Below are 26,653 nucleotides of genomic sequence, written 5' to 3'. Positions count from 1 at the left end.
TCAGTCCCGAACCAGCGGGAACTCCAGCCGGAAGGTGGTTCCATGATCGTCAAGGGCCGTCCGCGTCTCCAGCGTGATCGTTCCCTCGTGCTTTTCGACGATGGAGTGCGTGATCCACAGCCCGAGGCCGGTGCCCGTGCCCTGTTTGGTCGTGAAGAACGCTTCGAACACATGGGGCACCAGAGCCTCCGGGATACCAGGGCCGGTGTCTTCGACCTCGAGCGTGACCTTGTCGCCCTCGGTGCGTGTGCAGATCGTCAGTTGTCCGCCTTGTTCCATCGACTCCAGTGCGTTCACGACGAGATTCGAAATGACCTGACGGATCTCACCCTTGATGCCGCGAATCCTCAAGCCGTCCTGGAGATCGAGAACGACTGTGATCGTCTTGCTTGCCAGTCGGTTCTTGTACAGCTCCAACGTCTCTCGAACGCTCTCGGAGAGATCCAGATCGGAGGGCGCGCGGAGTTCACGATAGAAGCCCAGCGTCTGCCGGGTAATGTGCGCCAGGCGCGTCACCTCCGCGAGCGCCGCGCTGGCCGTCTCCCGGATCGACGTCGATGCTTCTGGAGATTGCTCCAGGATGTAGATGAGGTTGGTGAGCGCCTCGAGCGGGTTGTTGATCTCATGCGCGATCGCGGCCGACATGCGGCCGGCGGTCGCAAGTTTCTCCGCCTGGATCAGCGCCGATCTCGTCGCCTGCTCCGACGCGAAGAGCGTGCAGTTCTGGATCGAGAGTCCAGCTCGATTGGCGAGATCGACGGCGAGGACAACATCCGTTGCGGTGTACTCGCGGTCTTTGTTCAGTGCGAAGGCGATCGAACCAAAGCCCTTCCTGAGCGGCGAGAGCGGCACAGCCAGGAGCCGATTCGCCAGCGGACCCGAGGTCTCCATGAGAGGCGAGGTCGAACTTGCTGCCCTCTTCAACGCTTCGTTCAGGTCGCCGTCGGCCTCTACATCTGCAGGCCAGAAGGATGAGGAGTGCCCGGGAAATTCTCCCAGGAACAGCACACACTTGTCTGCGAATTGCGGAATCATGGCATGGCGGATATTCTCGACCGTCTCCACCAGCGAGAGGGAAGAGCTAATGCGGGGACCAATCGTGGCGAGAAAACGGAGGGATTCTTCTGCCTCCGAGATGCGCAACATTCTCTGGATGAGGGAGACGAGCTCAGCCGGATGCACGGGTTGAGCGATGTAGGCGTCGGCTCCCCCGGAGAATCCGGCGATGCGTAAGTCCGGATCGCTGAAGCTCGCAGAGACCTGCAACACGGGCAGGAAGGGATCGCACCCCTTCAACTTGCGGGTGAGGTCGTAGCCGCTGATGTCGGGAAGACGGACATCGACGACCGCCAGCGCAGGATGCTTGTCCATCATCGCAAGGGCCTGCTTGCCGGTTCCTGCCTCGAGCACGTCGAAGCCCTCGGTCTCCAGGATGCGGCGCATGGCGTAGCGCTGCTCGACCGTGTCATCGACGTAGAGAATCGGCCTCTTCGTGTGGTTGATCAACCGCCGCTCTCCGATTGATGCCGATCGCTGAGGCCAAGATTGAGCAGCACCCGCTCAAGCGCGACGCGCTGGTCTTCGGCATCGCCGCGATCCTTATCGATATGGGTTAGCCCATGATCCTGGATGAAGGTCCGCTCCTCCGGCGTCAGCGTCTTGGAGCTCACCAGCACGATTGGCAGGTCCGCGGTGTCGGGCGCGGCGCGGAGTTCGCCAGCCAGGTCGAGACCATTCTCTTCCGGCATGACGATATCCAGGAACACAAGCCTGGGGCGAGTCGTAGCAAGGCATCGCCGGGCTTCAACCAGCGACGAAGCCTCGATCAGACGCGCGGAGGTCAGCGTGACCAGGTTCCTCCGCAGGATGTAGCGCGCGACCTCGTCGTCATCGACCAGGAGGATGGTCTGTTCTTCTTCATCGGACCTTGCTACCTCGGGTCCCTTCGCCACGGCGGTGGGGATCTCCACGTAGAACGTCGATCCCTTGCCGGCCTCGGACTCGAACCACGTCCGACCGCCGAGGATGGAAGCCAGTTGCCGCGACAGTGGAAGCCCAAGCCCGCTGCCTTTGTGGCGAGGCCGCTGGTCAGCTTCGATCTGCCCCCACTCCTGCCAGATCAGCTCTTTGTTCTCTTCGGCGATGCCGATTCCCGTGTCGGTGACCGAGAAGCAGATCCCGCCGTCGGAGGTGAGGTGGGCGCGTACGCGGACGGTGCCTCGCTCCGTGAACTTCAGGGCGTTGGAGATGAAGTTGCGCAGGATCTGCGCGAGCTTGCTTTCGTCGGTGTAGAGACGCGCCCCGATCACGGAACTCTCTTCGATGATCAGTTGCACATTTTCATTCGTGGCCAGCGGGCGGAACATGCCGCGCAGGGCGGCGAAGAACTCGGAGATCGTGAATTCGCTGGGCCGCGCCGTGACCTTGCCGGCTTCGATCTTTGCGAGATCGAGAAGGTCGTTGACCATCTCGGTAAGATTCTGCGCGGAGCGCTGGATGAACAGGACCTGCTTTTCCTGCTCAGCGGAGAGCTCGCCGTCGATGCGGCGGATCAGCAAGCCTGCGAGCGAGACGATGGAGTTCAGCGGCGTCCGCAGCTCATGCGTGATGCCGGAGACGAAGCGCGACTTCATCTCGGAGGCCTGCTGCAGCTCGAGGGCGCGGTCTTCCAGCTCGGCGTAGAGGACCATGACGCCACGGTTGGTCTCCTTCAACTCCTGGTTGAGTTGGGAGAGCTCACGCTCGCGTTCGCGGACCTCGTTCAGGAGGCGGATCATCTCGTGATCCTGCGCATGGGCTGCCGTGCCAAGATCCTCCTTGGCGACCGCGGAGAGGCGATCTGCGAGGGACTTCGGAGTGGGCACGTCTGTGCCACGAGGAAGGAACTTGCGCAGCGTGACGGTGGTCCCGATTTTTTCGCTCTCGATCTGCAGGTCGTCCATCAGGCGGCGGGAGCCGGTGATCCCAAGACCCATGCCGGAGGCCGAGACGTAAGTTCCATCCCAGATCTGATCGAGCTTCGCGATGCCCTTACCCTGGTCCTTGACGACGATGCGCAGGGCAGGGCTGTCTTCGCGATCGAAGTGCAGCTCGACGGTCCCGCCGCCGGCGTACTCGTACGCGTTGCGCGCAATCTCCGAAACAGCAGTCGCGATGCGGGTCTGGTCCTGATTCTCAAAGCCGAGGATGCCCGCGACCTGCTTGGCTCGCTGTCTCGCGAGGAGGAAGTCTGTCTCGGCCGCGAGCGTGACCGAGAGGAGCCGGGATGTGGTGGTCTTAGCCAAGGCGGGTTACCAGTAAGGTCGCGTCATCGCGTCCGCGCACCTGCTCGGAGAAGAGAAGCGGAGCGATGACCATGGGAGGCTGCAACACGAGCGAAGGCGGAATCCCCAGCTTGGAGTGGGTCGTGAGCCCGTCCGACTGCATCAGCAACAGGTCTCCCGCCTGGTAGGGATAAGAGAACTGCTGGACCTTGCGCATTTGATGCCCCAACGTCCCATTGTGCGAGACCAGGCTCTGGCTGCGAGTGCTATTCAGAATGGAGCAGCCGATGTTGCCGAGGCCGGCAAACTCGAGCGTCCGGGTTTCGGGATTGATCTTCGCCACCGCGGCAGCGGCCCCGCGAGTGGACCGCATAGCGGCGTGCATCCTCTCGATGATCGTCGCAGGCGAAGAGGACTGGTGCTTCTGAAAGACATCCACGGCACACCGTGCAGCGTCCGCGGCAAAGACGCCGTGGCCGAGGCCATCGACGACGAGGATCGTGTTGCCATCGTCCGAGACGCTCCAGGAGTCGCCGCTGAGGGTCTCCCCATGGATGGCTGTGCAGACCACGGAGAAGTCGGGATATGTTTTTTTCTCCGCCATGCGCGCTGCGATTACCGTTGTGCGATCTAGGATCGAGTACGCCGCGAACCGCGTTGCGAACCGGCGGACGGCACCCAAGCCCAGACCAGGAGTCGATCTTGTGCTGAAGCCGTCTTCGAGACAGCGTTCGACGTTCGGCATCCCTCGTCCATGGTCGACAGAAGCAATGTCCAGCGCCGCGATGGGCTCCAGCAAGCGGATGTAGAGCTCGCCGCCGCCCGCGTGTTGCAGGAGATTGTTCGCCAGCTCCACCACGACCACACTGATCGCGGAGATGCGCTGGTCATCCAGCCCCAGGTGCTGCGCTATGGCGGTCGCAGCTCGCCTTGCAACGGCAATCTGCGAGGAATCCTGGATAGGGATGATCGAGGTTTGGGTCAGCGGCTCCATTTGGTGATTGTCACGGTCGTCCCTTCATCCACCTTGGATGCAATATCGAACTCGTCCATGAGACGGCGCGTTCCACCCAGCCCGAGTCCCATGCCGTTACCGCTGGTAAAGCCATCCGTCAGCGCCTGGCTGATGTCGCGGATGCCGGGGCCGTTGTCGGCAAAGATCAGACGCAGGCCCTTCTTGATGCCGTTGTCGACGGCCTCCATGCGAAGATCGCCGCCACGGCCGTAGTCCAGAGTATTGCGGGCAATCTCGCTGGCCGCGGTGACGATCTTGGTCTGGTCGACGATGCCGAAGCGCAGCTCCGCTGCCAGCTTGCGCACGGAGGTGCGCACCGTCACCACGTCTTCCGAGGTTCGGACGGGGATAGATTCAGACTTGAGAACTTCCATCCGCCGTCTCCTCCAGCTCCTGCACCTCGAAGTCCTCCATGGCGCGGGATACATCGGCACGGAGGATCTCCATGCCGCGCTCCACGGTGAGGGCGGTGCGAATCCCGGGCAAGGACATGCCCAGTTCGACCAGGGTGATGGCGACGGCGGGGCGCATGCCGACGACGACAGTCTGCGCGTCGAGCACACGGGACATGGAGGCGATATTGCCGAGCATCCTTCCAATGAAGGAGTCGACGACTTCCAGTGCGGAGATGTCGATCAGAACTCCGCGGGACCCGTGTTTCACGATCTTTTCGGTTAGATCGTCCTGCAGCTGCAGCGCGAGGCGATCGTGCATGTCGACCTGCACCGTGATCAGGAGGAATTCTCCCATCCTGAGAATAGGAATATGTTCCACGGTTTGCTCCTAGGCCTTGCCGGTGAGGACGCTCTTGCGAACAACGACGTGGCCGGTGCGCTGCATCGCGACACGGAACGCATCGGCGAGGCTTGCCTTGGTGACGATGTCGCCCAGCTCCACGCCGAGATGCACGATGGTCTGCGCGATCTGCGGGCGAATGCCGCTGATGATGCACTCGGCGCCCATCAGGCGAGCTGCGGTGACAGTCTTCAGCAGGTGCTGCGCGGTCAGCGTGTCCACCGTCGGAACGCCGGTGATGTCAATGATGGCAAGCTCCGACCCGGTCTCGACGATCTTCTCCAGCAGGTTCTCCATGATGGTCTGCGTGCGGCTGGAATCCAGGGTGCCGATGATCGGCAGCGCGAGCACGCCATCCCAGAGCTTCACCACGGGCGTCGAAAGCTCCAGCATCTCTTCCTGCTGACGCCGGATCACCGACTCACGAGACTTCTGGTACATCTCCATGGTGAAGAGGCCAAGCTTGTCGAGCAGTACGGTCGCGTTCCAGATCTCGGCTACCTGCTGCGCAGGATCCTCGACGGCGGAGCGAAGCTTTCCGAACAGCGGCTGCTTGAACGAAAACACGAACATCGCGGTTTCGCTGGGGCTGAAGCCGAGATTCGCGCGGCTCGCGGAGATCTCTTCCAGAAACTTGCGCAGGTCGCGGAAGGCCTCGGTATCGATGTTGGCGACATCCCCTCGCGTCACCGCTTCCTGGAGAAGCTCAATGAAACGTCGCGACTGGGTGCGGATCTCCGATGTGGAGAGCCGGACACTGAGGTTCCCGATGGAAGACTGGGCGGTTGTCCAATCGTCCAGCAGGTCTGCTTCATATTTGCGGAGGATTTCAGGAATTTGAGATGTCGTCACGGGCCCTCGGTCTTGTTTGATCAGCGGAATACTTGCTCGGAGTATAGCGAATTTCGGTTCGTGCCGGGAACTAACGCTTCTGAGATCAGCTGGTTAAGCCTCTTGTGCAAGGCATAGACCTGCATGCCTCCCGGGGCTAAAATGAATTTCACAGAATCAAATCCTGCTACAGAACGCCGGCCCCCGTGAAGAAGCACTCCGTCCTGCTCGTGGATGACGACAGCACACACCAGTATTCCCTGGGCCGACACCTGGAAGAGTCCGGGTTTGAGGTGCTTCATGCCGAGACCGGAGCCCAGGCGTTAGCCCTCGTACTCGTGGCTGCGCACCAGCCTGATGTCGTCCTGCTGGATATCAATCTGCCGGACATGACCGGCTTTGATATCTGCGAGCGGCTGAAGCAGAATCCGGAGACGCGCCGCATCCCCGTCATCTTTCATTCGGCCACGCACGACACGCAGTCGGCTCGCGAACGGGTGATCGACCTGGGAGCTACATCTTTCCTCAGCTACCCGATCGACGTGGAACACCTAGTCACCGTGGTGCAGGGAGCCATCGCTCGCGCCCGCCAGTCTTCGCCGCGCTAGGCGATAGCCTCGAGCACCTGCTGCGTCGTCCGGACCTTCGAGAGCCGAGGGAAGATCGATTTGAAGGCAAACGCCTGCATCTCCGGCGAGAAGGTGGTGCAGGCGTCTTCGACGGTGACGAACGCGAAGCCCAGACCCGTTCCTTGGCGGAGCGTGCTTTCTACTCCGATGTTGGTGGCGATGCCGGCAAGCACCACCGTCTCGATGCCGCGCGCGCGCAGCTCCGCTTCGAGGTTCGTTCCCGCAAAGGCTCCCCAGTGCCGCTTCGTGATGAGAAGGTCGCCACTCTGCATGCCGGCGGATTCCACGATCTCGCTCATCGCTGCCGGAACATCCTTCGGCACATTCATGGGCTCATCTGACGGCAACGTGTGGAAGTCGTTCATGTCCACCCGCACGTAGACCACCGTCGCGCCCTTGGCGCGGAACGCGTCCGCCATCGCGCGGGAGCGCTCGACGACTTCGGTCGCCGTATAGGGTTTGGTGTCGCGGCCGACGATGCCGTTCTGCAGGTCGATCAGCACCAGCGCGGTAGTTGCCAGGTCCAGCTTCAGTGTCTCGCTCATCATCACCTCAAAAGACAAATGTGAGAGCATCCTCACATTCGTAGATCTAGAATATGAGGATGCCCTCGCGTTCGTCAATTCCAGGCCGCCGCTCGCCGCAGCAGGATCGTTCGACGCGACGCGTCACCGCGATCCTGGAGGTGGCGGAAGAGCTGTTCGCGGAATCCGGCTTCGAGGCGACGACCATGACCGCGATCGCCGAACGGGCGGGCTCCTCCATCGGCGCGCTTTACAGCTACTTCCCGGACAAGAAGGTGCTCGCGGTCGCGTTGCTGGATACCTATGCCGGCAAGATGGAAGCGCACTGGAAGCCGCTGTTCGACGAGATCACGAAGCTCTCCGCAAAGGAGTTCTCGGTGGGCTTCATGGACCGCTTTCTCGACTTCCTCGCTGCGAACCCGGCGTACCTTCAGCTGCAGGCCGCACCCATTCGCCTGCGCCGCAGCGCCGCGGCCAAGCGCGCCTTCCGCGCCACGTTCCTCGAGGCCTTGCGACGCCGCCAGCCCAAGCTCAGCCTCACTGCGGCAGAGATCAGCGCCAGCGTCGTGCTGCAGCTGGTGCGCGGCATGGTGGAGACCTATGCCGCGGCCAGCCAGGCGGACAAGGCGCTCGTGGTGCAAGAGTTTAAGCGGGCTCTGACGGCGTACGTCAAGACCGTCTTCTCGTCCTGAATTGCGAGCATTGCTGGCTTCGCGCATGAAAATCGAATCTCGGACTTGCGTAGTCCGAGATTTGCGGTATGCTATCTCCAGATATGAGACTCAATTGGTCGTAGATGGGTTGAGGGGCCCGTTTCGACCGTACCCTGGAGCCAGTACGATGACCGCTTCTCTGAAGGCGCCGCGCCCGCATACCGGGCTGTGTGCGCGCCGAATACCCTCCTCCCGCAGGACTCGTCTGCGGGGCAGCCCATAACTCCCTGACATTTCATTAGCCCACGAAGAGGGCGCGCGTCCTGCGTCGCAGGCAGACGTGCGTCTCCAAACCGGCCCGGCGGCGTTTGAGGGGGCGTCGCGACCCAGGAACCAGCACGAGAGGAAGCAAGGAACGATGAAGGCTACGAAGAGGCAGAAGACACGTCGCAACGCAGAGAGCCCCGCACGATGGCGCAAGGTTGCGCAGGCGACCGTGCTATCCACCATGAGCGTGCTGGGAGCGGGCGCGAGCGCGCAGTCCGGACCCTCGCCGCAGGGCGAAGCTGGGAAAAATGCAGACTCCCTGCTTGCCGCGGAGATTCCGGCCGCCGGCCCGGCGTTGCTGGCAGCCGCAACTGCGGGTCTCGATCCGCATCCCCAGCGCTTCGATATTCCTGCCGGCGACCTCGGCCCGGCGCTCGAAGCGTTCTCGCAAGCTACCGGCATCCACGTGCACACGGCTGTTCCCGCAGACAAGCTCGCGACCTTCCAGACGAAGGGGGTGCAGGGCGAGTACACGCCAGAACAGGCTCTGCATGAGCTGCTCGGGACCACTGGCCTCGATGGCTGGTTTGCCGCTCCCGATCGCGTCGAGGTAGCCATCCGCAATGCCGAACACGTTGAGGTTACGGGCGAAGCGTCGCAGGTCACGCTGCAGCAGTTTCCGCAGCCGCTGCTGGACACCGCGCAGAGCGTCAGCGTGGTCCCGCAGTACATCCTCAGCGAGCAGGCCGACACCACGCTGCGCGACTCGCTGCGCAACGTTCCGGGCATCTCCATCGCTGCCGGAGAGGGCGGGTCGCAGGGAGACAGCCTGACGATCCGCGGCTTCAATGCGCGCAATGATATCTTCCTGGACGGCATCCGCGACTTCGGCTCCTACTATCGCGACAGCTTCAACTACAGCGCGGTGGATGTGCTCGAAGGCCCGGCATCGGTGGAGTTTGGCCGCGGCTCGACCGGCGGCGTGGTGAACCAGGAGAGCAAGCAGCCGGAGGCTCGCAACTTCGCTATCGCCAGCGGGCAGTTCGGCACGAATGCCATGCGGCGCGGCACGCTGGACATCAATCGCCACTTCCATGATGTGATGGGCGATTCGTCTGCACGCCTGAACATCGTTGGTGAAGAGACGGGAGTGGCTGGCCGCGACATCACCGACGCGAAGCGCTTCGGCATCGCGCCGGCGGTGAGCTTTGGGCTGGAGACGCCGACGCGCGTCACCGTTAGCTATTTGCATGAGGCCGAGAACGACATCCCCGACTACGGCCTGCCGTACTTTGGCGCGGGCTATGCGAAGGTGCCGCACAACACCTACTACGGCCTGGCCAATGCGAACTTCCTGAAGACCACGCCGGACATCCTGACCGCTCGTGTGGATCATGACTTTGGCTCGCGAATCTCGGTGCGCAACTCCTTTCGCTGGGCGAACTATCCACGCATCTTCCGCATTACTGAGCCGCAGATCAACACGGTGGCGACGGTCGTCTACAGCAACCCCGACGGCAAGAATGCGTATGAAGGGCCGAGCACGAAGATCCTGGTGCAGTGCGCCATCGCGGCCGCCGCCGCGTCTTCCTGTTATCCCTTCAACACGCCGCTCAGTCAGGTCTTCGTCAAACGCAACCAGATCAATGGCATCTCCACCGAGGACATGCTGTGGGATCAGCTCAGCGCGGCGCTGCACTTCAGCGTGCATCACATCGCCAATAATGCTGTGGTGCTGGTGGAAGGTGGCCGCGAGCGCTCCAACCCTAACCGGCCCGCGTACACGCTGCCCTATGTCACCGCGCTGAATCCCAATCCCTACGACGCCTTTGCTCCCACGGTGACAACGCCTGGCGTGACCACGCATGTGGCCTCGCAGAGCTACGGCATCGACTTCCTCGACACGATGGAGATCAACCGCTGGCTGCAGCTCTCCGGTGGCGTTCGCTTCGATTACTTCAGCACCACCTCGCAGAGCCCGGTGAACAATGGGACATCGCCGGTTACAGCGGCGACCTTCGGCGAGCGCCTGGATAAGCAGCCTACCTACCGCGCGGCCGTTGTCGTGAAGCCCAGGACAGAGGGAAGTGTTTACTTCGACTGGGGCACGTCCTTCAATCCCTCAGCCGAATCGCTTTCGCTCAGCGGCAACAACGCGACCTCGCCGCCGGAGTACAACCAAACCTTCGAGCTGGGCGCGAAGTGGGAGTTCCTGCACGACAAGCTGAACCTCAACGGCAGCATCTTCCGCACCGAGAAACTCAACGCACGCGAGACCGATCCCACCAACTCCAACAACATCGTCAACTCCGGCAATCAGCTGGTGCGCGGTGTGCAGATTGGAGCGCTGGGCCACATGCCGGCGAGCTTCGACCTCATCGTTGGCTATGCATACCTCGATGGCGAGGTGGAGAAGTCGATCCTCAATGCGTCGCCGTTCGTTGCGGTCAATACGGTGCTGATTGCGGCGAAGGATCCGCGGGCCAATACCGCGCCGTTCTTCGTCAGCCCCAAGGGCTATCCGCTGGCGAACGTGCCGAAGAACTCCGGCAACTTCTGGGTGACGCACAAGCTCTTCTACGGCTTCGTGGGAGGCTTTGGCGGCAATTACGTGGGCGCCCGTCGCGCCAGCTCCACCGCTCTTGTCGGCGTGTACAACACGCAGGCATTGCTCGATCCCTCGACGGTGGCATTTGTTCCGAAGGTCGTCGGCGGCTACACCGCGCTGAACCTCATGGTGAAGCGGTCCATTGGAGAGCACTTCAGCGGGCAGGTCAACATCGTGAACCTGACCAACGCCTTCTTCATCGACCAGCCACACCCGAACCACCTCGTACCCGGCGAAGGCCGCAACGCGCAGTTCGGGATCAACTACAAGTTCTAGCTACAACCATCAACGTGCGTGCGGGCTGCGCGGGAGCGGCCCGCACGCGCGAAGCAAAGGAAGCACCATGCTCATCGTTATCCCCGAGGTATTCACCAAAGGCCAGGTGCGCGAGCTGCGCGCCAAGCTCGACGCCGCGGAGTGGGTGGATGGCCGCGTCACCGCCGGTCACCAGTCCGCGCAGGCCAAGAACAACTCGCAGATCCCGGAGAATCATCCCGTCGCGCGTGAAGTCGGCGAGCGCATCCTGCACGCGCTGGGAACGCATCCGTTGTTTCGTTCGGCAGCGCTTCCGCTCAAGGTATTTCCGCCGCTCTTCAACCGCTACGCCGGCGGACAGACCTTCGGCACGCATGTGGATAACGCGATCCGCACGCATGCGGCCAGCGGTGGCCGCATCCGCACGGATCTCTCCTGCACGCTCTTCTTCTCCGAGCCGGACGAGTACGACGGCGGCGAACTCGTCGTCGAGGACACCTACGGCTCCAAGGAAGTGAAGCTGCCCGCGGGCGACATGGTCCTGTATCCCTCGACCAGCCTGCATCACGTTACGCCGGTGACGCGCGGCGCCCGCGTCTCCAGCTTCTTCTGGCTGCAGAGCATGATCCGCCAGGACGTGCAGCGCTCGCTGCTCTTCGACCTGGACAACGCGATCCAGCGTGTCGCCTCCAATCCCGAGGGCGGGGTGCAACGCAGCGTGGTGCAGCTTACGGGGGTGTATCACAACCTGCTGCGGCAATGGGCGGAGCTGTAGGAGCAGGGAGGGTTTCAATAAATCAAGTTCGGTGCGGCTACCATCGCACCGAAAAAGGCCCGCGTCACCCTCATGGCGCGGGTCCTTTTCTCTCTCCGCGGCGCGGCGCGTCAAGCATAACCAAACCGCTTCAAGGCGCCGTTTGTGACGGCCGCGTAACGGTTGAACCTCGTTTGGTTCCCGATATCCACTGAAAACTTGCGTTACCCCGGGGTAGGGCCTTGAAGCCACAGGCCTTGCAATCCATACTCGGCTCAAGAGCCAGTTGTGTTGCGCTCGAGCTTCCTAGAACGAGAGCCCCGGACCTGTGACCGCTTACCGCCGAGAAGACGTCCTCCGCATCCTTCGGTTGCCGAGCCGTCAGCTCTCCACGTGGGAGCGAGCTGGCCTGGTGCCGAGCACGGAAGAGTACAGCTTCCAGGACCTCGCTCAGCTCAGAAAGCTCCGCGACCTGACCTCGACCCGCATCTCTGTCTCCAGCATTCGCCGCTCGGTGGACGCGATGCAGAAGGTCTCCGGGCTGGCCAACCCACTGGTGCAGTCGGCTGCCTTGCGGGTGGGTTCTGGTGTAGTTTTTCGCCAATGGGGGGCTCTGGTGAATCCGATCTCGCGGCAGATGGCGTTCGACTTTGAACTGGCACCCTGCGCAGGGATGGAGACGGCGAGGCGCACGTTCTCGGCCAATCCCGAGATAGCAGCGCAGGCGCAGGACATGTTCCTGCGCGCGGTGCGGCTGGAGGAGAGCGCACGCACGGTGGCTGACGCCATTGAGATGTACCGCGGCATCCTTGAGCTGCAGCCCAGTCATGCTCCTGCGGCCATCAACCTCGGCACCATCTATTACAACCAGCGCGATTTCGCCGCAGCCGAGGGCATGTACCGCCAGGCCACCGTCGCCGATCCCGAGTACGCGCTGGCGTTCTTCGATCTCGGCAATGTGCTGGATGAGCAGCAGCGCCTGCCCGAAGCTATCGAGTCGTATGAGCAGGCCTTGAAGCTCGTTCCGGGTTATGCCGATGCGCATTACAACATCGCGCTGGCGTATGAGCGCATGAAGGAGCCGCGCAAGGCGCTCCGCCACTGGACGGCCTACGCCAAGCTCGACCCCACCGGCCCCTGGGCCAGCCATGCGCGCCAGCAGGCCAAGCGGATTCTCGCCGCCGAGCCGCTGGCTATCGTCTGCCGCCATGGGCGTCACATGAAGGGCAAGTAGAAGCGCAGCCGTTCGCGCCCGCATCACCGCTGCCTCCGCGTCCCCACTGATACACTCCCATTCGAGCCGCAGTCTCCACATCTCTGCGCGTAAGGGAGAGCCGCCGCATGGCCGCACCGTCCACCTATCGCCCATTTGTCTCCGCCGACGAGAGCCCCAAGGAGCTCACCTTCCGGGCGCTGTTCCTGGGAGCCATCTTCGGCATCATCTTCGGTGCGGTGACGGTTTACGTCGGCCTCAAGGCCGGCCTCACGGTGGCGGCGTCCATCCCCATCTCTGTCCTGTCGATCTCGATCCTCCGCGTGTTCGGCAGGGCGTCCATTCTCGAGAACAACATCGTGCAGACGACCGGCAACGCAGGTCAGTCGATTGCGTCCGGAGTCATCTTCACGCTGCCCGCGCTGGTCTTCCTCGGCTTCGACCTCGAGGGCTTCCGCATCTTCGCGCTGGCGTTGTTTGGCGGATGGCTGGGCGTGCTGTTCATGATCCCGCTGCGACGTCAGCTCATCGTCGAAGAGCACGGCACGCTGACTTATCCCGAAGGCACTGCGTGCGCCGAGGTGCTGAAGGCCGGTGAGCGTGGAGGCTCGTTCGCGAGCCGTGTCTTCCTCGGCCTTGGTTTTGGCGCGCTCTATGCGCTCTTCCAGAACGAAGGCCTGACGGCACTGTTTCCTGCGACGCCGAATAAGAACTTCAACTTCGATCCCAACGGCCAGCAGATCATGAAGGGCGCGGCCATCCGCGCCGACGTCACGCCCGAATATCTCGGCGTGGGCTACATCATTGGCGTCCGCGTGGCCGCGATCATGCTCGCTGGCGGCGTCTTCTCCTGGCTGGTCATGATGCCGACGATCATCTTCTTCGGCAAACATCTCACCACTCCGTTGTATCCCGGTACAGTGCCCATCAGCATGATGGACCCGAGCTCGCTATGGCGCACCTACGTGCGGCCCATGGGCGCGGGAGCGGTTGCGGCTTCGGGCCTCATCACGCTGCTGCGCACCGCACCGACCATCATCGGCGCGCTGACCTCGGGCTTCGCCAACATGGGAGCCAAGGCCGAGGCCAAGCTCGCTACTACACGTTCTCGCATCGAGCATGACCTGCCGATGAGTGTCGTCGCTGGAGGCAGCCTTTTGCTCGTGCTGCTGATGTTCGTTTTCCTGCAGTTCAAGCCTGTCCCGGGAGCGCAGGTGGGAGCGCTGGCGAACTTCGCCGCTGCACTGCTGGTCATTGTCTTTGGCTTTCTCTTCGTCACCGTGAGCGCAAGGATCGTTGGCATCGTGGGGTCGTCGGCTTCGCCGGTCAGCGGCATGACCATCGCCACGCTGATGGCGACCGCGGCGATCTTCCTCGTCAAAGGCTGGACCGCTCCTGCGTTCGGTGCTCTCGCGATCACGATTGGCGGCGTCGTGTGCATCGCGGCGTCCAATGCGGGTGACACGTCGCAGGACCTTAAAACGGGCTTCCTCATCGGAGCGACGCCGTGGAAGCAGCAGGTCGCGGTGATGTTCGGTGTAGTGATCTCGACGCTGGTCATCGGCCTCACGCTCAACCTCGTCAACAAGGGCTTTGAGAGCTTCAGCCGCCTTCCGCAGCCGCGCACTCTCTCGCTCTCCGCACTACCTGAAGGCGTGCAGAACCAGGGCGCATTCACGCGCGATGTGGTGAAGCTGCGTTCAGCGGCCTCGTCCAGCGCGCCTGTCGTCGGCGATCTCACCAACCCGCACAGCTATATCCTGCTCAACGCCATTGGCTCGCCCACGCTGGAAGATGGCAAGTATCTCTACAACCCTGCCACACAACAGATCGAAGTGCAGTGGACGCAGGGCATCGGCAGCGAGAAGGCCGCCGCGCCGCAGGGCCGCCTGATGGCCACGGTCATCAACGGCATCCTCAGCCGCAAGCTGCCATGGGGGCTGGTACTGCTCGGCGTCGCGCTGGTCATCGGCATCGAGCTGCTCGGCGTGCGGTCGCTCACCTTTGCCGTCGGAGCGTATCTCTCCATTGGCACGACGCTGGCGATCTTCTGCGGCGGCGCGGTGCGCTGGCTCGCGGATCAAGCCATCGCTCGCTCGGGCAACGCTCCGCAGACCGACGCCGAGAGCGAAGTCTCGCCCGGAAGTCTGTTCGCCTCGGGGCTCATTGCTTCAGGCGGCATCATGGGCCTCGTCGGCGTGGCCTTCCAGGCCTTCGACAAGACCTTCCCGCACTTCTCGCCGGACAATCCTCTGCATAACGCCGGCGTCAGCGTATTGTGCTTCGCTCTGCTCGGCTTCAGCCTCTACCACTTCGCCCGCAAGCCTATGCCCGCCGAGGCTATCCTTGAGCAGGTAGAGGAGCAGGACGGCCAGCGGCCGGAGTAGTTTTCCTCTCGTGTCTTTCAACCGCAACAAGAAATCGGACAACCGCCACAAGGAATCGGAGTTCCCATGAAGCGCCTTCTCGCAGTCGCGGCCCTGGCCGTCGTCTCTCTCGCCTCTGCCGCGCAGACAACCCCGCCGTCTGTTCGTCTCGGCACCAGCGAACAGTCCAGCCCGGCATCTCCGGTCGATCCCGCCAAGCTTGCCAAGGTCGAGAAGCTCTTCGCCGTGATGCATATTGAGCGCACCATGGACCAGATGATGGGCATGATGCAGCAGATGATCGTGCAGAGCTTCAAGAGCTCGCCAGGGATGGACGCCATGACGCCCGAGCAGCAAAAGCTCGTCGCTGACTATCAGAAGCGGGCCATGGCGCTGGCCAACGAGACCATGGGCTGGAAGGCGATGGAGCCCGAGTACGCAAAGATCTACGCGGCTGAGTTCTCCGAGGCAGAGATTGATGCGGTGACGACCTTTTACGCCTCGCATGCCGGGCAGGCTCTGCTCGACAAGACCCCGGAGATTGGCCAGCAGACGATGAAGGTGGTGCAGGAACGGATGGTGACGCTGCAACCGCGGATGCGCGAGATGTCCGAGGAGTTCCTGAGGCAGCTGAAGGAGACGACGCCTGCGGCTCCCAAGTCGACCGCTCCTAAGACCCCGGCAAAGACCTCACCCAGCAGCGGCAAGTAACGGCTCGCTCCTACCCGGCTGCGTGCCTTGCGAATTCGGCACGCAGCCGCTCGATTGCGTCCTCTGAAAACGCGTCTTCGAGTCCCTGCAGCGCACCTTCCGCGGCTACGGCAGCGCGGGCTTGCATGGTGGCCTCGTGGTCCCGTATCTGGACGTCGAGATCCGCTCCAGCCTGTATGCCCCGCAGGATCGTATGGGCAAGGTCCGCACCATCGCGCATGGCGAGGTTGGCTCCTTCGCCGGAGAAGGGCGACATCACGTGCGCGGCGTCGCCCAGCAGCGTCACGCCGGCGCGGTGCTCCCAGGCGTGCCCCACCGGCAGCGCCCAGAGCGGTCGTGGCGTCACCTCCGGCTCCGCGGTGGCGAGCAGATGCAGCAACCTGGGTGACCAGCCGGGGAAGAGCGCCAGCACCTCATCGCGATGCACCATCGCGTCGCGTGCCGGTAGTTCCGTCCTCGTCGCCGCGTAGAGGTGTAAGCCGCCCGAGGCGGTCAGGTGTCCGTTGATGGCGCGCCGCTCCCCAAGGGCAAACATGTTGCCTTTGCCGACCGTGGCAACGCTGGCAGGATCGTGCGCTGCAGCTTCCGAGTGGTGCATCTCGAAGAACGTGACGCCGGTGTACTGCGGGACGGCGCTGGACAGCAGCGGGCGCACCCTTGACCACGTGCCGTCCGCCCCGACGACGAGGTCGAACTCCTCCTCTGCGCCGTGGCGGAAGCGCAGGCTCACCGGGCCGCCTGGGACCGGCTGAGCGATCTCCTGTAGGGCATGCTCCCACCGGACTGCACCCTCCGGGAGCCCGTTCAGCAGCACCGCACGGATCTGAGGGCGGTCGGTCTCGGGGCGCGCACGGGCTGGTTCGTAGTCTTCCGGTCGCGTCGGATGGAAGATTTCAGTCTCGCCGTCCCGGTTGTAGACGATAAAGTCCTGCTCGTCGTAGCGGGCGATCTTCTGGAACTCCTCCCAGAGGCCGGCTGCGCGCATGGCGTACTGGCCGCCGTCAGAATGCATGTCCAGCACCCCACCCTGCGACCGGGCCTCGGATGAGGAATCCGCCTCGAAGACGGTAGAGGCGACGCCGTGACGGTGAAGGATGTTGGCCAGCACCAGGCCTCCGGGTCCAGCGCCAACAATCGCGATATGAGGCACTTGTGTCATCTGTATAGGCTCCTATGTATATGTACATAGGATGCAATATAGGTAAATAGGATGCAATGCAAATGAATAGGATCCAATGTAAAATTTCAGCATGTTCCACGAAGCCCCGCTTACCCTCGGTATGCTCATCAACCGCAGCGCCCGGCTGGGGCAGCGCTGGCTGGAGACCCGGCTGGCGCCACTCGGGGTCGCCGCCGCCGCTGTGCCTGTGCTGGCAGCGCTCAAAATTCAGGACGGCATGACCCAGCGGGAGCTCGCGCGGCGCATTGGGACTGAGCAGCCCACGATGGCGCAGACGCTCGCAAGGATGGAGCGGGATGGCCTGATCGTCCGCAGCCCGAATCCAGCCGATGGTCGCAGCGAGTACATCCATCTCACGCCGTTGGCGGAGAGCACGATGCCGAAGATCCGCGAGGAGCTCGAGAGCGGGTTTGCCGTGGCGAGCCACGGATTCAGCCCGCGAGACCTGGAGACGCTGGAGATTCTGCTGATGCGGTGGCTGGCCAACGTGGAGGCGGAGCTCGGCGACCCTGCGGTAACGGAGCCAATGGGCCGGCAGGGCTGAAACGCAAAGCCCGCAGCGCGAACGCCACGGGCTTTGACGGCAGGGAATGCGAGCGTCAGATCTCGAGGATGATGGGCATGATCAGCGGGCGACGATTCGCGTTCTTCTGCAGGAATCGCTTGAGATCGCTGCGGATCTTGTCCTTCATCACACCGTAGTCGCGGCGCTCTTCGGTGCTGGAGGTCTCGAGCGTGCGGGCCACGATATCGCGGGCGTTGCGCAGCAGTTCCGGATCGTCCGCGGCAAAGCCTCGGGTGGTGATCTCGGGCATGCCCTCGACGGTGCCCGTAGCCTTGTTGATGGCAATGATCGGAAGGAACAGCCCGTCCGCACCGAGGTGCTTGCGGTCGCGGATGACGGTGTCCTCGACGACATCGGCGGTGGAGTTGTTGTCGATGCAGACGCGGCCGGTGGTCACCTTGCCGGTCTTCTCGGCGTGATCCTTGTCCAGCGTCAGCACTTCGCCGTCTTCGAGCAGGATCGCCTTCTCGGGAATGCCGGTCGCCTTGGCCAGCTCGATATGACGCTTCAGATGGCGGTAATCGCCGTGAACCGGAACGAAGAACTTGGGCTTGACGAGGTTGATCATCATGCGCAGTTCTTCCTGCGAGCCATGGCCGGAGACGTGGATGAGGCCGTTACTGCCGTCGTCGGAGATCACGCGCGCGTCGCGGCGCTCGAGGTGATCGATGACGCGATAGATGGCCTTCTCGTTGCCGGGGATGATGCGCGAGCTGAGCAGGACCGTGTCGCCGGAATCGATCTTGGCGTGCTTGTGGTTGTCCACCGCGGCGCGCGAGAGCGCGGACATCGGCTCGCCCTGGGTTCCGCTGATCAGGATGCAGAGCTGGTTGGGAGCGTAGTCGCGGATCTGGCCAGGGTTGATGAGCAGGCCCGGCTGGGGGTCGAGATAGCCAAGGTCCTGCGCGATCTCCGCGCTGTTATCCATAGACCGGCCGATGATGGCGATTTTGCGATTGTGCTTGTGCGCCAGGTCCATCGCGATCTTCATGCGATGGATGGAAGACGAGAAGCAGGAGAAGAAGATCTTGCGCGGCGCGGCGGCGAAGATGTCGTCGAGGCGCGGGATGACGGCTTTTTCTCCGGGCGTGAAGCCCGGGCGGTCGACGTTGGTCGAGTCCTGCAGCAGGCAGAGCACGCCCTGCTTGCCGAGATCCGCGAACGCCTGCAGATCGAAGGGGTGGCCGTCCGGCGAGGAGAGATCGATCTTGAAGTCGCCGGTGTGGAGCACGATGCCGACGGGTGTGTGGATGGCCAGCGCGACGCAATCCACCAGCGAGTGCGTCACCCTGATGGGCAGCACCGAGAACGGGCCGATGGTGACCCGGCGGCCAGGCTGCAGCTCGATCAGGTCAGCATCGTCCAGCAGGCGGTGCTCATCGAGCTTGCCTTCGACATACGCGAGGGTGAACTCGGTGCCGTAGACCGGCACGTTCAGCTCGGAGAGGATCCACGGCAGGCCGCCGATGTGATCCTCGTGCCCGTGGGTAAGGAGGATGGCGCGCACCTTGTCGCGATTCTCAACGAGGTAGCTGATGTCGGGAACGACGATGTCGACGCCCAGCAGCTCCTCTTCAGGAAACATAAGGCCGGCATCGATGACGAGGATGTCATCGCCGAAGCGGAGGGCGAGGCAGTTCATGCCGAACTCACCCAGGCCGCCGAGCGGAATTAGTTGCAGCTTCTCAGAAGGCATCACTTACCAGTGTAGTTCACTTTGGCCGCCGCCGCGGGAGGGCTGCTCTGCTGGGTGTTTCGATTCAGGCGGAGTGGGCCGGCATGGTGAGCTCGTCGGGCGGGGTCCGCGCACGTGCGGCGCGGAGGCGTTTGGCCATTACGCGGCGTTGGACCGACGTCCAGATCATGATCGTGAAGAAGAAGTATCCGGCTTCGCCCGACCGGTTTACAGGTAACACGCAGGCGATCGCGCAGGTCAGGAGCCCGATGCAGGCAATGCCGACGTTGTACCAGAGCTGTCCCAGCGTGATCGAGACTTCGAGCGGATTGAGGTGCATCATCCCGCGCAACCGCCAGGCGTTGGCATAAAGGCCGGTGAAGCACAGGTAGATGGCGGTGAAGCCGAGGCCGAACACCACCATCAACTCGCGCTGCTGCTCTGGTCGGGAAAAGGCGTGATCTGCCGCTCCGGAGGCTACCGCGATGGTGAAGAGGAACTTCAGCGGGTAGACGTAAAAGAGCACGGTGAGCAGCAGCAGGCTGTTGATGACGATGGTCGCGGGGTCATGCAGGCCGTACCGCCGGAAGAAGCGGAAGTGGGTCCACCATACCAGCAGGAAGAGTACGAAACAGATAGAGAAGGGAAAGAAGCCGAGCAGGAGCTGATGCAACTCGTCGAAGGTGCGGGGCACTTCGAGCGAGACGACAATGAGGGTCAGCGCGAAGCCGAATACGACATCGGAGAAGCCGTCGACCCGGGACATCGAGACGCCCCGTAGACGAAAGCCGTCCCGCGCGATGTGCTCATGCAGGGCGTTCATTGCGGACAGGGTAGCAGAGACGGCCGCCGGAGCTTACGGAAATCCGGCGGCTGCGCGACTCGATGGCTAGACTCCGCGCAGCACACGCACGGGGAAGTAGAAGATCGCCGCGATGAGCTCCAGAACGCCCTTGACCGTGATGCCCACGATGCGGAAGGGAAGCATGATGAGCCACACGATGGGATAAAGGACGATTGCAACCAGCGCCAGCGGCCAGCAGAGGATCAGGAGAATCAGGAAGAGAAGGAAGTTGATCATGGGTCACAAACCTCGCGATCAGAGATACGAGAGCCCACCGGAATGAGTTCCAGGCGGGCTCGGTTTACCTGAAGGGAGAGCGGCAGACGAGTTAGCGAAGGACATCCTCGAGTGCGGTGGACAGGTCTGTTTTCTCGTCGCGGTACTTGACGATGATGGGAGTGTAGACCGAGAGGCCCAGGTCTTTGCCGGGGCCTTTGGTGATGGCTCGGGAGCCGGCGACTACTACCGCGCCGGAGGGGATGATGAGCGGCATCTCCGGCGTGGCCTTGAGGACGGTGTTGTGGACCAGGTCGAAGACCGGGGTGCCACGGGTGAGGATGACTCCGGCGGCCAGCACGGCGCGCGAGCGGACGATGGTGCCTTCGTAGACGCCGGTGTTGCCGCCGACGAGGGCATCGTCCTCGATGATGACGGGCGAGGCGTTGACGGGCTCGAGCACGCCGCCGATCTGTGCTGCCGCAGAGAGATGTACGCGCCTGCCGATCTGCGCGCAGGAGCCGACCAGGGCGTGTGAGTCGACCATGGTGCCTTCGTCGACGTAGGCTCCGGTGTTGACGTAGGCGGGCGGAACGACTACCACGCCCGACGCCAGGTAGGCTCCAGCGCGTACCGCCGAGCCGCCGGTGACGATGCGGATGTTCTGCTCGGGCGTGAACTTGCGGGTGGGGTAGGTGTGCTTGTCGACGCAGTGCAGCACGCCGCAACCTACGCTCTCAAGATGGCCGAGGCGGAAACCGAGCAGGATGCCTCGCTTGACCCAGGCGTTGACGCGCCAGCCGGTGGGTGAGGAGGCGTCGGGCTCAGCGGAGCGGAGCTGACCGGCCTCGAGGGCGTCGCGGAGTTCGAGGAAGGCCTTGAGCGCGTCGGGATTGCTTACGGCTGCGGAGCCAAGTGAGAAGAAGTGCTCGATGGAGGTCTGAAGTTGATCGGAGGGCATGCAACTTCATTCTATCGAGAGCGGAAGTACTGTGGGCACGCGCTACTTCGCTGCCTCATCCGCTTTGAGGGCGAAGGGGATCCATCCTGCCAGGGTGTAGGTGCCGGGGTCTTTGTCCCATTCGGCGCGGGGCACGGCGGTGAGCTGTTCGCGGGTGAGTCCGGGGAGGTTGAGATCGAGGATGGGGATGCCGCCTTCCTTGACGTCCACGATGTAGCCCTTGGAGATGCGGACGCCGGTGCGTTTGACCCAGTCGGCGGCTTTGATCGTGGGCATCTGCTCGATCTGCTCGGGTGTCCAGTTGGGGAAGTGGAGCTGGTACTCGAGGAAGATGGCGGCGGGCCGGGTCATGAAGCTGGGGCGATGGCCGACGTTGGGCAACCACACGCTCTGGGGCAGGTTCTGCGTTGAGCCGGTGATGGCGGCGATGCGGCGGCGCAGGTCTTCGAAGAAGGGCTCGAACTCGTGCTCGTTGGAGACGACGTGGTCGAGGTAGCCGTTCATGACCAGCGTCGGGCCGGCTTCGGAGCGCAGGGCGTAGAGGTCTGCGCCTTTGTCGGGCATGAAGCTGAGGGCGCGGTAGGGGGCACCCTGGCAGTTGATGGCGGTGCTCTTGTCCCAGCTGCCGCCGTTGCCGTCGAGGTTGCCGCCTCCGGAGAGGACCAGCGCGCGGATGCGGGGTACGTCCTTGCTGGCGAGCGCGGCGGCGAGGGCGGCATGGAAGGAGCCCATGGAGTAGCCGACAAGGGCGATGCGGCTGCGGTCGACGTCGGGGCGTGAGGCGGCGTAGCGCAGGGCCTGGAGGGCGTCCTCGATCATGAGGCCGCCGACTCGCTCGGGGTGGGTGAGGCCGGGGATGGGCTTGTCGTGCTCGCCGACCTCGGAGCCGCGAGATGTGGAGCGCTCGAACTCGCCGACGGGATCGTAGGTGACGACGACGGCGCCGCCGGTGGCGTAGAGCAGGCCGGTGTAGACGGCGTACCAGGAGCTCTTGTCGCCGCCATGGCCGTTGACGACGACGATGGCGGGGAGATGGGTGCGTGGATGATCGGGCACGTAGACGATGGCCGGGACGCGGCGGCCGAACTGGGTCGCGAAGGTGACGTGCTCGATGTGCACGCCGGGTGCGGCGGGTTGGGAGCCGAAGCTGTGGGCTGCTACCGGAGGCAGCGGGCTATCGATGGAGAGCGCGTGGATGCCTTGCTCGCGCCATTGCTCGAGCTGGGCTCGTGAGACGGTTTGCGCCGACGCGGCGAGGCTGGCGAACAGCAGAATTGCGGCGGCGAGGGCGGGTACCCCCCCTCCCCCTCTTTTGGTGGAAGTGTTCAAAGGAAAGACTTTAGCTCCGGACCTCTCGCGCACAGCTTTGGCTGGACTGCCGGGGTGCCGGAGTTCCTCAGTGGGCTCGGAATGAGGATTGTGGCTGCGCTTTCCAGTGAGCCGAGACGGCCTCTGAATCCATTGTAGAGATTTGGGCTGGGAAGTCTGCCACTTGGTGGTGAGGTCTGGTGAGATTTTGGCCGGGAGGGTTTCGAAAGAGGTCTGCATCGAGTTTCGAGCCTTGCGTCGGGGGTTTCGAGTTCCAGTTGCCAGATGCCAGTGTTCCAGATGCCGGGCCGTGGGCCGCCTGGGAACGCCGCCGGTGAAGGGGAGGACGTTTCCCGGGGCGATCAGGACGCTGGTGGGTGCGTAGTGTCCAAGGTGCGCTCGGAGGCTGCGGCGTCGTGCTTGCGGGAGCGTTCCATGCTCGAGACGACGAACTTCCAGAGGAGCAGGAGCGTGGCGAGGATCAAGAGCCAGATGATGATGCGTTTGATGAGGGGGTGCATGGTGGGCTCGTGGGCGATATGCGGTGCGGGCAGGAGAGGATTTGGCGATGCTGTCAGTCCGCCGACCGCGTCGGCGAGGGTCACGGACTATAAGCCGACTTATCGGTAGCGATCATGCTCCGGCGTGCCGGCAGCTCAAATATCAATGAGGGAGCTTGCTCAAAAGACGTTCACACCAGGCCTTGAAGGGATCGCTCGCTAAAACCCCCAGCACAAAAAATAAGACTCCAACGCCAAGATGCATCGCCAGAGCAATCCACCTCTCCTTCGTCTGTTCCTCACCCAGAGCGTCCTTTACCTGGTTGATTAATGCCTCTGCTTGCTTTGCTTCAATTTGCGCTAGCTGCGAGTACTTTTCGTGTTCCTTCTGCAGTTCCTCGAGTTTCGCCATCCGGTCCGTGACGCCTTGTTGCAATGTTGCCACTAAAGCGGACGTGTTCTGCAATGCGTTTACCGCTTCCGTCACTTGCTGGTCAAAGGCAGTTTGCGAACTTTGAATATTTCGCATGACATCGAACAGTTCTGGGCCCGCCGAAAAGAAAGGGATTGAGCGAAGGAAGAGCTTCAATAGGCTATCCTTCGTCTTTTGGTCGAATTTCACTTTCACATACGCTCCTCGCTACATAGAACGATGAATGGTCTCAATAGAATCGTGCCATCGAGGTACGAGCTGCGTCTACAGTAGCTTTAGCGCCCGCGACATCGGCTGCCTCTGTCGCAAGTTTGAGTTCCTGGCCTACGCTTAGCCACGAGGTCCCTCGCTTACCCTCGAAGACAAGAGTCGTTCCTTCCGGTGGCTCCGCTTCTGGCGAAACTTCCGCCAAGGTTGATCGGTATAACCCTAGTTCGACTGGTCCTAAGGGTATGAACGGAGGCCTGAAGTGCTGCATGTTCAATATGCTCAAGCTTTCGGCCAATTTTCCTACCTTCTCGGCCCGTTTCACACCTGCGAGATTTGCTACAACCGCCGCAGTCGAGAGTAAGGCCTTGGCGTCAGGACGCTCAACGAACTTACTGATTGCGTATCGTAGTCGTTTAAGTCCGGCGGCGGGAGATTTGAGATACCCCAGTGCCCCTGTGGCTGCTTCGATCTCGCGAAATTCCGCAAAATCCAGAAGCTTCCAAATGTCAGGCGACTTCGATAGGGAACCGGGCGCGTCAATTTGAAGGTTCCCGTGCGCGATTACATCCGTATCGTAGTCGCAGATAAGCGAAATGCATTCGGCCAGCCGAAACCGCGCCTCGCCGGTGAACGCACGAGGATCGATAATGGGCACAAACTCTCTCACACATTGAATGCTGCCGCTCGCAATCGGAGATTTGTACTTCGAGGCTAAAGCTACTTCGTAGAGAAATTCCGCTGCAAATTGAACGAACGCATCTTCTGGCCACTTCTTCGCCTGCAAACCGAGAGGCCTGAGGTAGTCGACGACTCGCGCAAATACCTCACCCTCGCGATCTACTAAGGAGACGAGCCCTCGGCGTTCTAGGGGTAACATTTCAATACCTCGCGCCGCCCGATCGTGAGTTTCACTGTCAGGAACAGGTACGTAAATTCGATCCGCTCCTCTGCAGACGAAAACGGTAGCTGCGCCTGCAAGAACGGATACCTTTAGAGGCCTCCCTCTTAGCGTTCCAACTGCGTCCATATGCTGGAATAAAATCGCTGCCCTCTTTCGCGCCGTGGGCACTGGCTTGCCTCATCGGATTAGTAATGATAAACGCCGTTCCCGTCAGCTTCGTAGGCAGCGATGGGTCGCGCCTTCAGCGCTCGGGAGATTTGGTGGGCGTGCAGCTGGGGCTGCGCTTCGCTTCACCCCAGGCTGGTATAGGGTCGGGCCGATGGCGCTGAAGACCCCATCAACGCGCTTCCCGTCCTTATGCGCTGCAAGTGCAGACGCGGATCCCCTTCGGGAATGACAACTGGTGGTCGGGTGGCGGGACGGTTTGGGAGGTTGTGGCGGGGCGTGGAGGTTCGGGGTCCTTCGACGGCGCGTGTCGCGAGGCGCTTTGCTCAGGACGACGGAGTTTGGTGCGTAGGCCGGCGGTGGGAGAGATGCGTCTGTGAAACGCGGATTTTCATCGGGAACGGAAACAAGAGGCCAACGACAACGGCCACAGCGGTTCCTTCCCCTTTTGCTGCGGTGCAATCGACTGGCGAGAAGCAGGTTCCTCGCTGCGCTCGGAATGGAAAGGCAAGGACAAGAAAAGAGGCAAAGGCAAGAGCAAGAGCAAAGCAGAGGCAAGAGCAAGGCAGAGGCAAAGTAATAGCAATAGCGCAAGCAGGAGCAACTGGAAGACGAGGCGATTCCTCTGCAAGTCACGGATTGTTAGCGGAGTAGACTCGTCGACATGGCATACACCTATGAGTTTTATGTCTATATCCTGAGCAGCCGGTCGCGGAATTTGTATACCGGATTCACTACGCAGCTTCGAGTGCGGGTGCGGCAGCATCGGGAAAAGGTGAATGCGCGGGCGCATACGGCGCGCTATGAGATTCATCGGCTGGTTTATTTCGAGCGGTTTCAATATGTGAACCGGGCGATCGCACGGGAGAATGAGATCAAGAGCTGGACGCGGGCAAAGAAGGTGGCGCTGATCGAGAAGGTGAATCCGACGTGGGAGGATTTGGCGGCGGATTGGTAGGGGACGCCCTTGGCAGGTGTGGCGCTGTGGGCGAGAAGCAGGTTCCTTGCTGCGCTCGGAATGGAAATTCAAGAACAGGAAAAAAGGCAAAGGCAAAGGCAGAGGCAAAGGCAGAGGCAAAGGCAAAGGCAAAGGCAAATAGGACGAGTCGTTACTCGGCGTCTTTGAAGTTGGCGGGTTTGATTACTTTCATGACTTCGTGTTTTTTGATGTAGTCGGGATCTATTTCTACACCTACTCCGGGGCCGGTGGGGACGGTGATGACTCCGTTGTCGTCGGAGCGTAGGGTGCTGGTAGGGCAGGTGTAAGGGAGGTCGTTATTGAACTCCTTGAACTCGTGGTAGGGGCCGGAGTTGGTGATGGCGGAGACGAAGTGCATCATGTAGACGTAGCCCAGGCCGGTCGAGGAGATATGCGGGATGCATTGCTTGCCGAGTACGGCGGCCATGCGCGCGACCTTCATGCAGCGGACCATGCCGCCGAAGTAGAACATGTCCTGCTGGACGATGCCGACGGAGTTGTTAGCGAGGACGTGGCGGAAGTTGAAGGTGGAGGGCTCCTGCTCGCCGAGCGCGATGGGGATTTCGAGCGCGTCGGCGACCTTCTGGAGGCCGTCATAATCGTCGAAGGGGACGGGCTCTTCGTAGAAGGCGTACTTGTACTCCTGCATGAGTTTGCCGATGGGAATAGCTTGCTCGGGGGTGTAGGAACCGTTGGAGTCGGCGGAGATGACCATGCTGTCGCCGAAGGTTTTGCGGACCATGGGGATGAGCCTTGCGCTGCGGTCCGGCGGCGTTTCGACGTGAGACATGCGGCCGCCGAGCTTGAACTTGATGGCCTTTGCCTTGGAGAT

26 protein-coding genes are annotated in these 26,653 nt (G+C 62.2%); 9 read left to right on the top strand and 17 right to left on the bottom strand.

Annotation, left to right across the window (positions count from 1 at the left end; all coding sequences use genetic code 11):
- From AC5E6W_RS03510 to AC5E6W_RS03485, 6 genes are read right to left on the bottom strand one after another with little or no spacing between them, the layout of a single operon-like run.
- The gene (locus AC5E6W_RS03510) at positions 1-1,506 is read right to left on the bottom strand and encodes an ATP-binding protein (RefSeq protein ID WP_491750875.1); all 1,506 of its coding nucleotides are present in this window, start codon (positions 1,504-1,506) and stop codon (positions 1-3) included.
- Complete coding sequence (locus tag AC5E6W_RS03505; protein ID WP_491750874.1) at positions 1,503-3,284, bottom strand: ATP-binding response regulator; 1,782 nt, start codon at positions 3,282-3,284, stop codon at positions 1,503-1,505. The genes AC5E6W_RS03510 and AC5E6W_RS03505 overlap by 4 nt, the downstream gene beginning before the upstream one ends.
- Positions 3,277-4,257, bottom strand: coding sequence for an ATP-binding SpoIIE family protein phosphatase (locus AC5E6W_RS03500; protein ID WP_491750873.1), 981 nt, complete (start codon positions 4,255-4,257; stop codon positions 3,277-3,279). Before AC5E6W_RS03500 ends, AC5E6W_RS03505 begins: the two co-directional genes overlap by 8 nt.
- Positions 4,245-4,652, bottom strand: a complete 408-nt coding sequence (locus AC5E6W_RS03495) for an anti-sigma regulatory factor (protein WP_491750872.1) — start codon at positions 4,650-4,652, stop codon at positions 4,245-4,247. The genes AC5E6W_RS03500 and AC5E6W_RS03495 overlap by 13 nt, the downstream gene beginning before the upstream one ends.
- Entirely contained in the window at positions 4,633-5,052 is a 420-nt protein-coding gene (locus AC5E6W_RS03490) for an STAS domain-containing protein (RefSeq protein ID WP_491750871.1), read from the bottom strand. Before AC5E6W_RS03490 ends, AC5E6W_RS03495 begins: the two co-directional genes overlap by 20 nt.
- 9 nt (positions 5,053-5,061) lie before the next feature.
- The gene (locus tag AC5E6W_RS03485; RefSeq protein ID WP_491750870.1) at positions 5,062-5,925 is read right to left on the bottom strand and encodes an STAS domain-containing protein; all 864 of its coding nucleotides are present in this window, start codon (positions 5,923-5,925) and stop codon (positions 5,062-5,064) included.
- Positions 5,926-6,110: 185 nt separating this feature from the next.
- Between AC5E6W_RS03485 and AC5E6W_RS03480 the strand changes: the two genes are divergently transcribed.
- On the top strand, positions 6,111-6,512 hold the full coding sequence (locus AC5E6W_RS03480) for a response regulator (RefSeq protein WP_491750869.1): 402 nt from the start codon (positions 6,111-6,113) through the stop codon (positions 6,510-6,512).
- Here AC5E6W_RS03480 and AC5E6W_RS03475 read toward each other — a convergent pair.
- Positions 6,509-7,096, bottom strand: a complete 588-nt coding sequence (locus tag AC5E6W_RS03475; RefSeq protein ID WP_491750868.1) for an isochorismatase family protein — start codon at positions 7,094-7,096, stop codon at positions 6,509-6,511. The two genes, AC5E6W_RS03480 and AC5E6W_RS03475, sit on opposite strands and share 4 nt — an antisense overlap.
- A 41-nt stretch (positions 7,097-7,137) precedes the next feature.
- On the opposite strand from AC5E6W_RS03475, the gene AC5E6W_RS03470 reads away from it, so the two are divergent.
- The 6 genes from AC5E6W_RS03470 to AC5E6W_RS03445 all read left to right on the top strand — a co-directional run bounded on the left by AC5E6W_RS03470 (position 7,138) and on the right by AC5E6W_RS03445 (position 15,884).
- On the top strand, positions 7,138-7,749 hold the full coding sequence (locus tag AC5E6W_RS03470) for a TetR/AcrR family transcriptional regulator (protein ID WP_491750867.1): 612 nt from the start codon (positions 7,138-7,140) through the stop codon (positions 7,747-7,749).
- Positions 7,750-8,128: 379 nt separating this feature from the next.
- Positions 8,129-10,861 (top strand): TonB-dependent receptor, encoded by a 2,733-nt coding sequence (locus AC5E6W_RS03465; protein WP_491750866.1) that lies wholly within the window; start codon positions 8,129-8,131, stop codon positions 10,859-10,861.
- 67 nt (positions 10,862-10,928) lie between these two features.
- The gene (locus AC5E6W_RS03460; protein WP_491750865.1) at positions 10,929-11,615 is read left to right on the top strand and encodes a Fe2+-dependent dioxygenase; all 687 of its coding nucleotides are present in this window, start codon (positions 10,929-10,931) and stop codon (positions 11,613-11,615) included.
- 307 nt (positions 11,616-11,922) lie between these two features.
- Positions 11,923-12,828, top strand: a complete 906-nt coding sequence (locus AC5E6W_RS03455) for a tetratricopeptide repeat protein (protein WP_491750864.1) — start codon at positions 11,923-11,925, stop codon at positions 12,826-12,828.
- Between the two features lie 107 nt (positions 12,829-12,935).
- On the top strand, positions 12,936-15,194 hold the full coding sequence (locus AC5E6W_RS03450; protein WP_491750863.1) for an OPT family oligopeptide transporter: 2,259 nt from the start codon (positions 12,936-12,938) through the stop codon (positions 15,192-15,194).
- Between the two features lie 66 nt (positions 15,195-15,260).
- Entirely contained in the window at positions 15,261-15,884 is a 624-nt protein-coding gene (locus tag AC5E6W_RS03445) for a DUF2059 domain-containing protein (RefSeq protein WP_491750862.1), read from the top strand.
- A gap of 10 nt (positions 15,885-15,894) precedes the next feature.
- On the opposite strand, the gene AC5E6W_RS03440 is transcribed toward AC5E6W_RS03445, so the two are convergent.
- A complete protein-coding gene (locus AC5E6W_RS03440) occupies positions 15,895-17,043 on the bottom strand; it encodes an FAD-dependent oxidoreductase (protein ID WP_491750861.1) in 1,149 nt (382 codons plus the stop codon).
- Between the two features lie 91 nt (positions 17,044-17,134).
- On the opposite strand from AC5E6W_RS03440, the gene AC5E6W_RS03435 reads away from it, so the two are divergent.
- Positions 17,135-17,608, top strand: a complete 474-nt coding sequence (locus AC5E6W_RS03435) for a MarR family winged helix-turn-helix transcriptional regulator (protein ID WP_491750860.1) — start codon at positions 17,135-17,137, stop codon at positions 17,606-17,608.
- A gap of 55 nt (positions 17,609-17,663) precedes the next feature.
- On the opposite strand, the gene AC5E6W_RS03430 is transcribed toward AC5E6W_RS03435, so the two are convergent.
- From AC5E6W_RS03430 to AC5E6W_RS03395, 8 genes are all read right to left on the bottom strand, one after another.
- A complete protein-coding gene (locus tag AC5E6W_RS03430) occupies positions 17,664-19,325 on the bottom strand; it encodes a ribonuclease J (protein WP_491750859.1) in 1,662 nt (553 codons plus the stop codon).
- Positions 19,326-19,389: 64 nt separating this feature from the next.
- Entirely contained in the window at positions 19,390-20,127 is a 738-nt protein-coding gene (locus tag AC5E6W_RS03425; RefSeq protein ID WP_491750858.1) for a TMEM175 family protein, read from the bottom strand.
- A gap of 66 nt (positions 20,128-20,193) precedes the next feature.
- Positions 20,194-20,385, bottom strand: a complete 192-nt coding sequence (locus AC5E6W_RS03420) for a hypothetical protein (RefSeq protein WP_491750857.1) — start codon at positions 20,383-20,385, stop codon at positions 20,194-20,196.
- Positions 20,386-20,476: 91 nt separating this feature from the next.
- Positions 20,477-21,325, bottom strand: coding sequence for a 2,3,4,5-tetrahydropyridine-2,6-dicarboxylate N-succinyltransferase (locus tag AC5E6W_RS03415; protein ID WP_491750856.1), 849 nt, complete (start codon positions 21,323-21,325; stop codon positions 20,477-20,479).
- 42 nt (positions 21,326-21,367) lie between these two features.
- Positions 21,368-22,654 carry an alpha/beta hydrolase gene (locus AC5E6W_RS03410; protein WP_491750855.1) on the bottom strand — a complete coding sequence of 429 codons (1,287 nt, stop codon included), beginning with the start codon at positions 22,652-22,654 and terminating at the stop codon, positions 21,368-21,370.
- A gap of 341 nt (positions 22,655-22,995) precedes the next feature.
- Positions 22,996-23,238 (bottom strand): hypothetical protein, encoded by a 243-nt coding sequence (locus tag AC5E6W_RS03405; protein ID WP_491750854.1) that lies wholly within the window; start codon positions 23,236-23,238, stop codon positions 22,996-22,998.
- A gap of 58 nt (positions 23,239-23,296) precedes the next feature.
- Positions 23,297-23,722, bottom strand: a complete 426-nt coding sequence (locus AC5E6W_RS03400) for a hypothetical protein (RefSeq protein WP_491750853.1) — start codon at positions 23,720-23,722, stop codon at positions 23,297-23,299.
- A 73-nt stretch (positions 23,723-23,795) separates the two neighbouring features.
- A complete protein-coding gene (locus AC5E6W_RS03395; RefSeq protein WP_491750852.1) occupies positions 23,796-24,560 on the bottom strand; it encodes a hypothetical protein in 765 nt (254 codons plus the stop codon).
- Positions 24,561-25,506: 946 nt separating this feature from the next.
- Between AC5E6W_RS03395 and AC5E6W_RS03390 the strand changes: the two genes are divergently transcribed.
- Entirely contained in the window at positions 25,507-25,800 is a 294-nt protein-coding gene (locus AC5E6W_RS03390) for a GIY-YIG nuclease family protein (RefSeq protein ID WP_491750851.1), read from the top strand.
- Positions 25,801-25,951: 151 nt separating this feature from the next.
- Here AC5E6W_RS03390 and AC5E6W_RS03385 read toward each other — a convergent pair.
- On the bottom strand, positions 25,952-26,653 hold a 702-nt coding region (locus AC5E6W_RS03385; protein ID WP_491750850.1), incomplete at its 5' end, for an enolase C-terminal domain-like protein.

The organism is Bryocella sp. (genome assembly GCF_058498515.1).
Note: the sequence above shows the minus strand (reverse complement) of the source record. Positions and strands in the feature narration are given on the sequence as shown.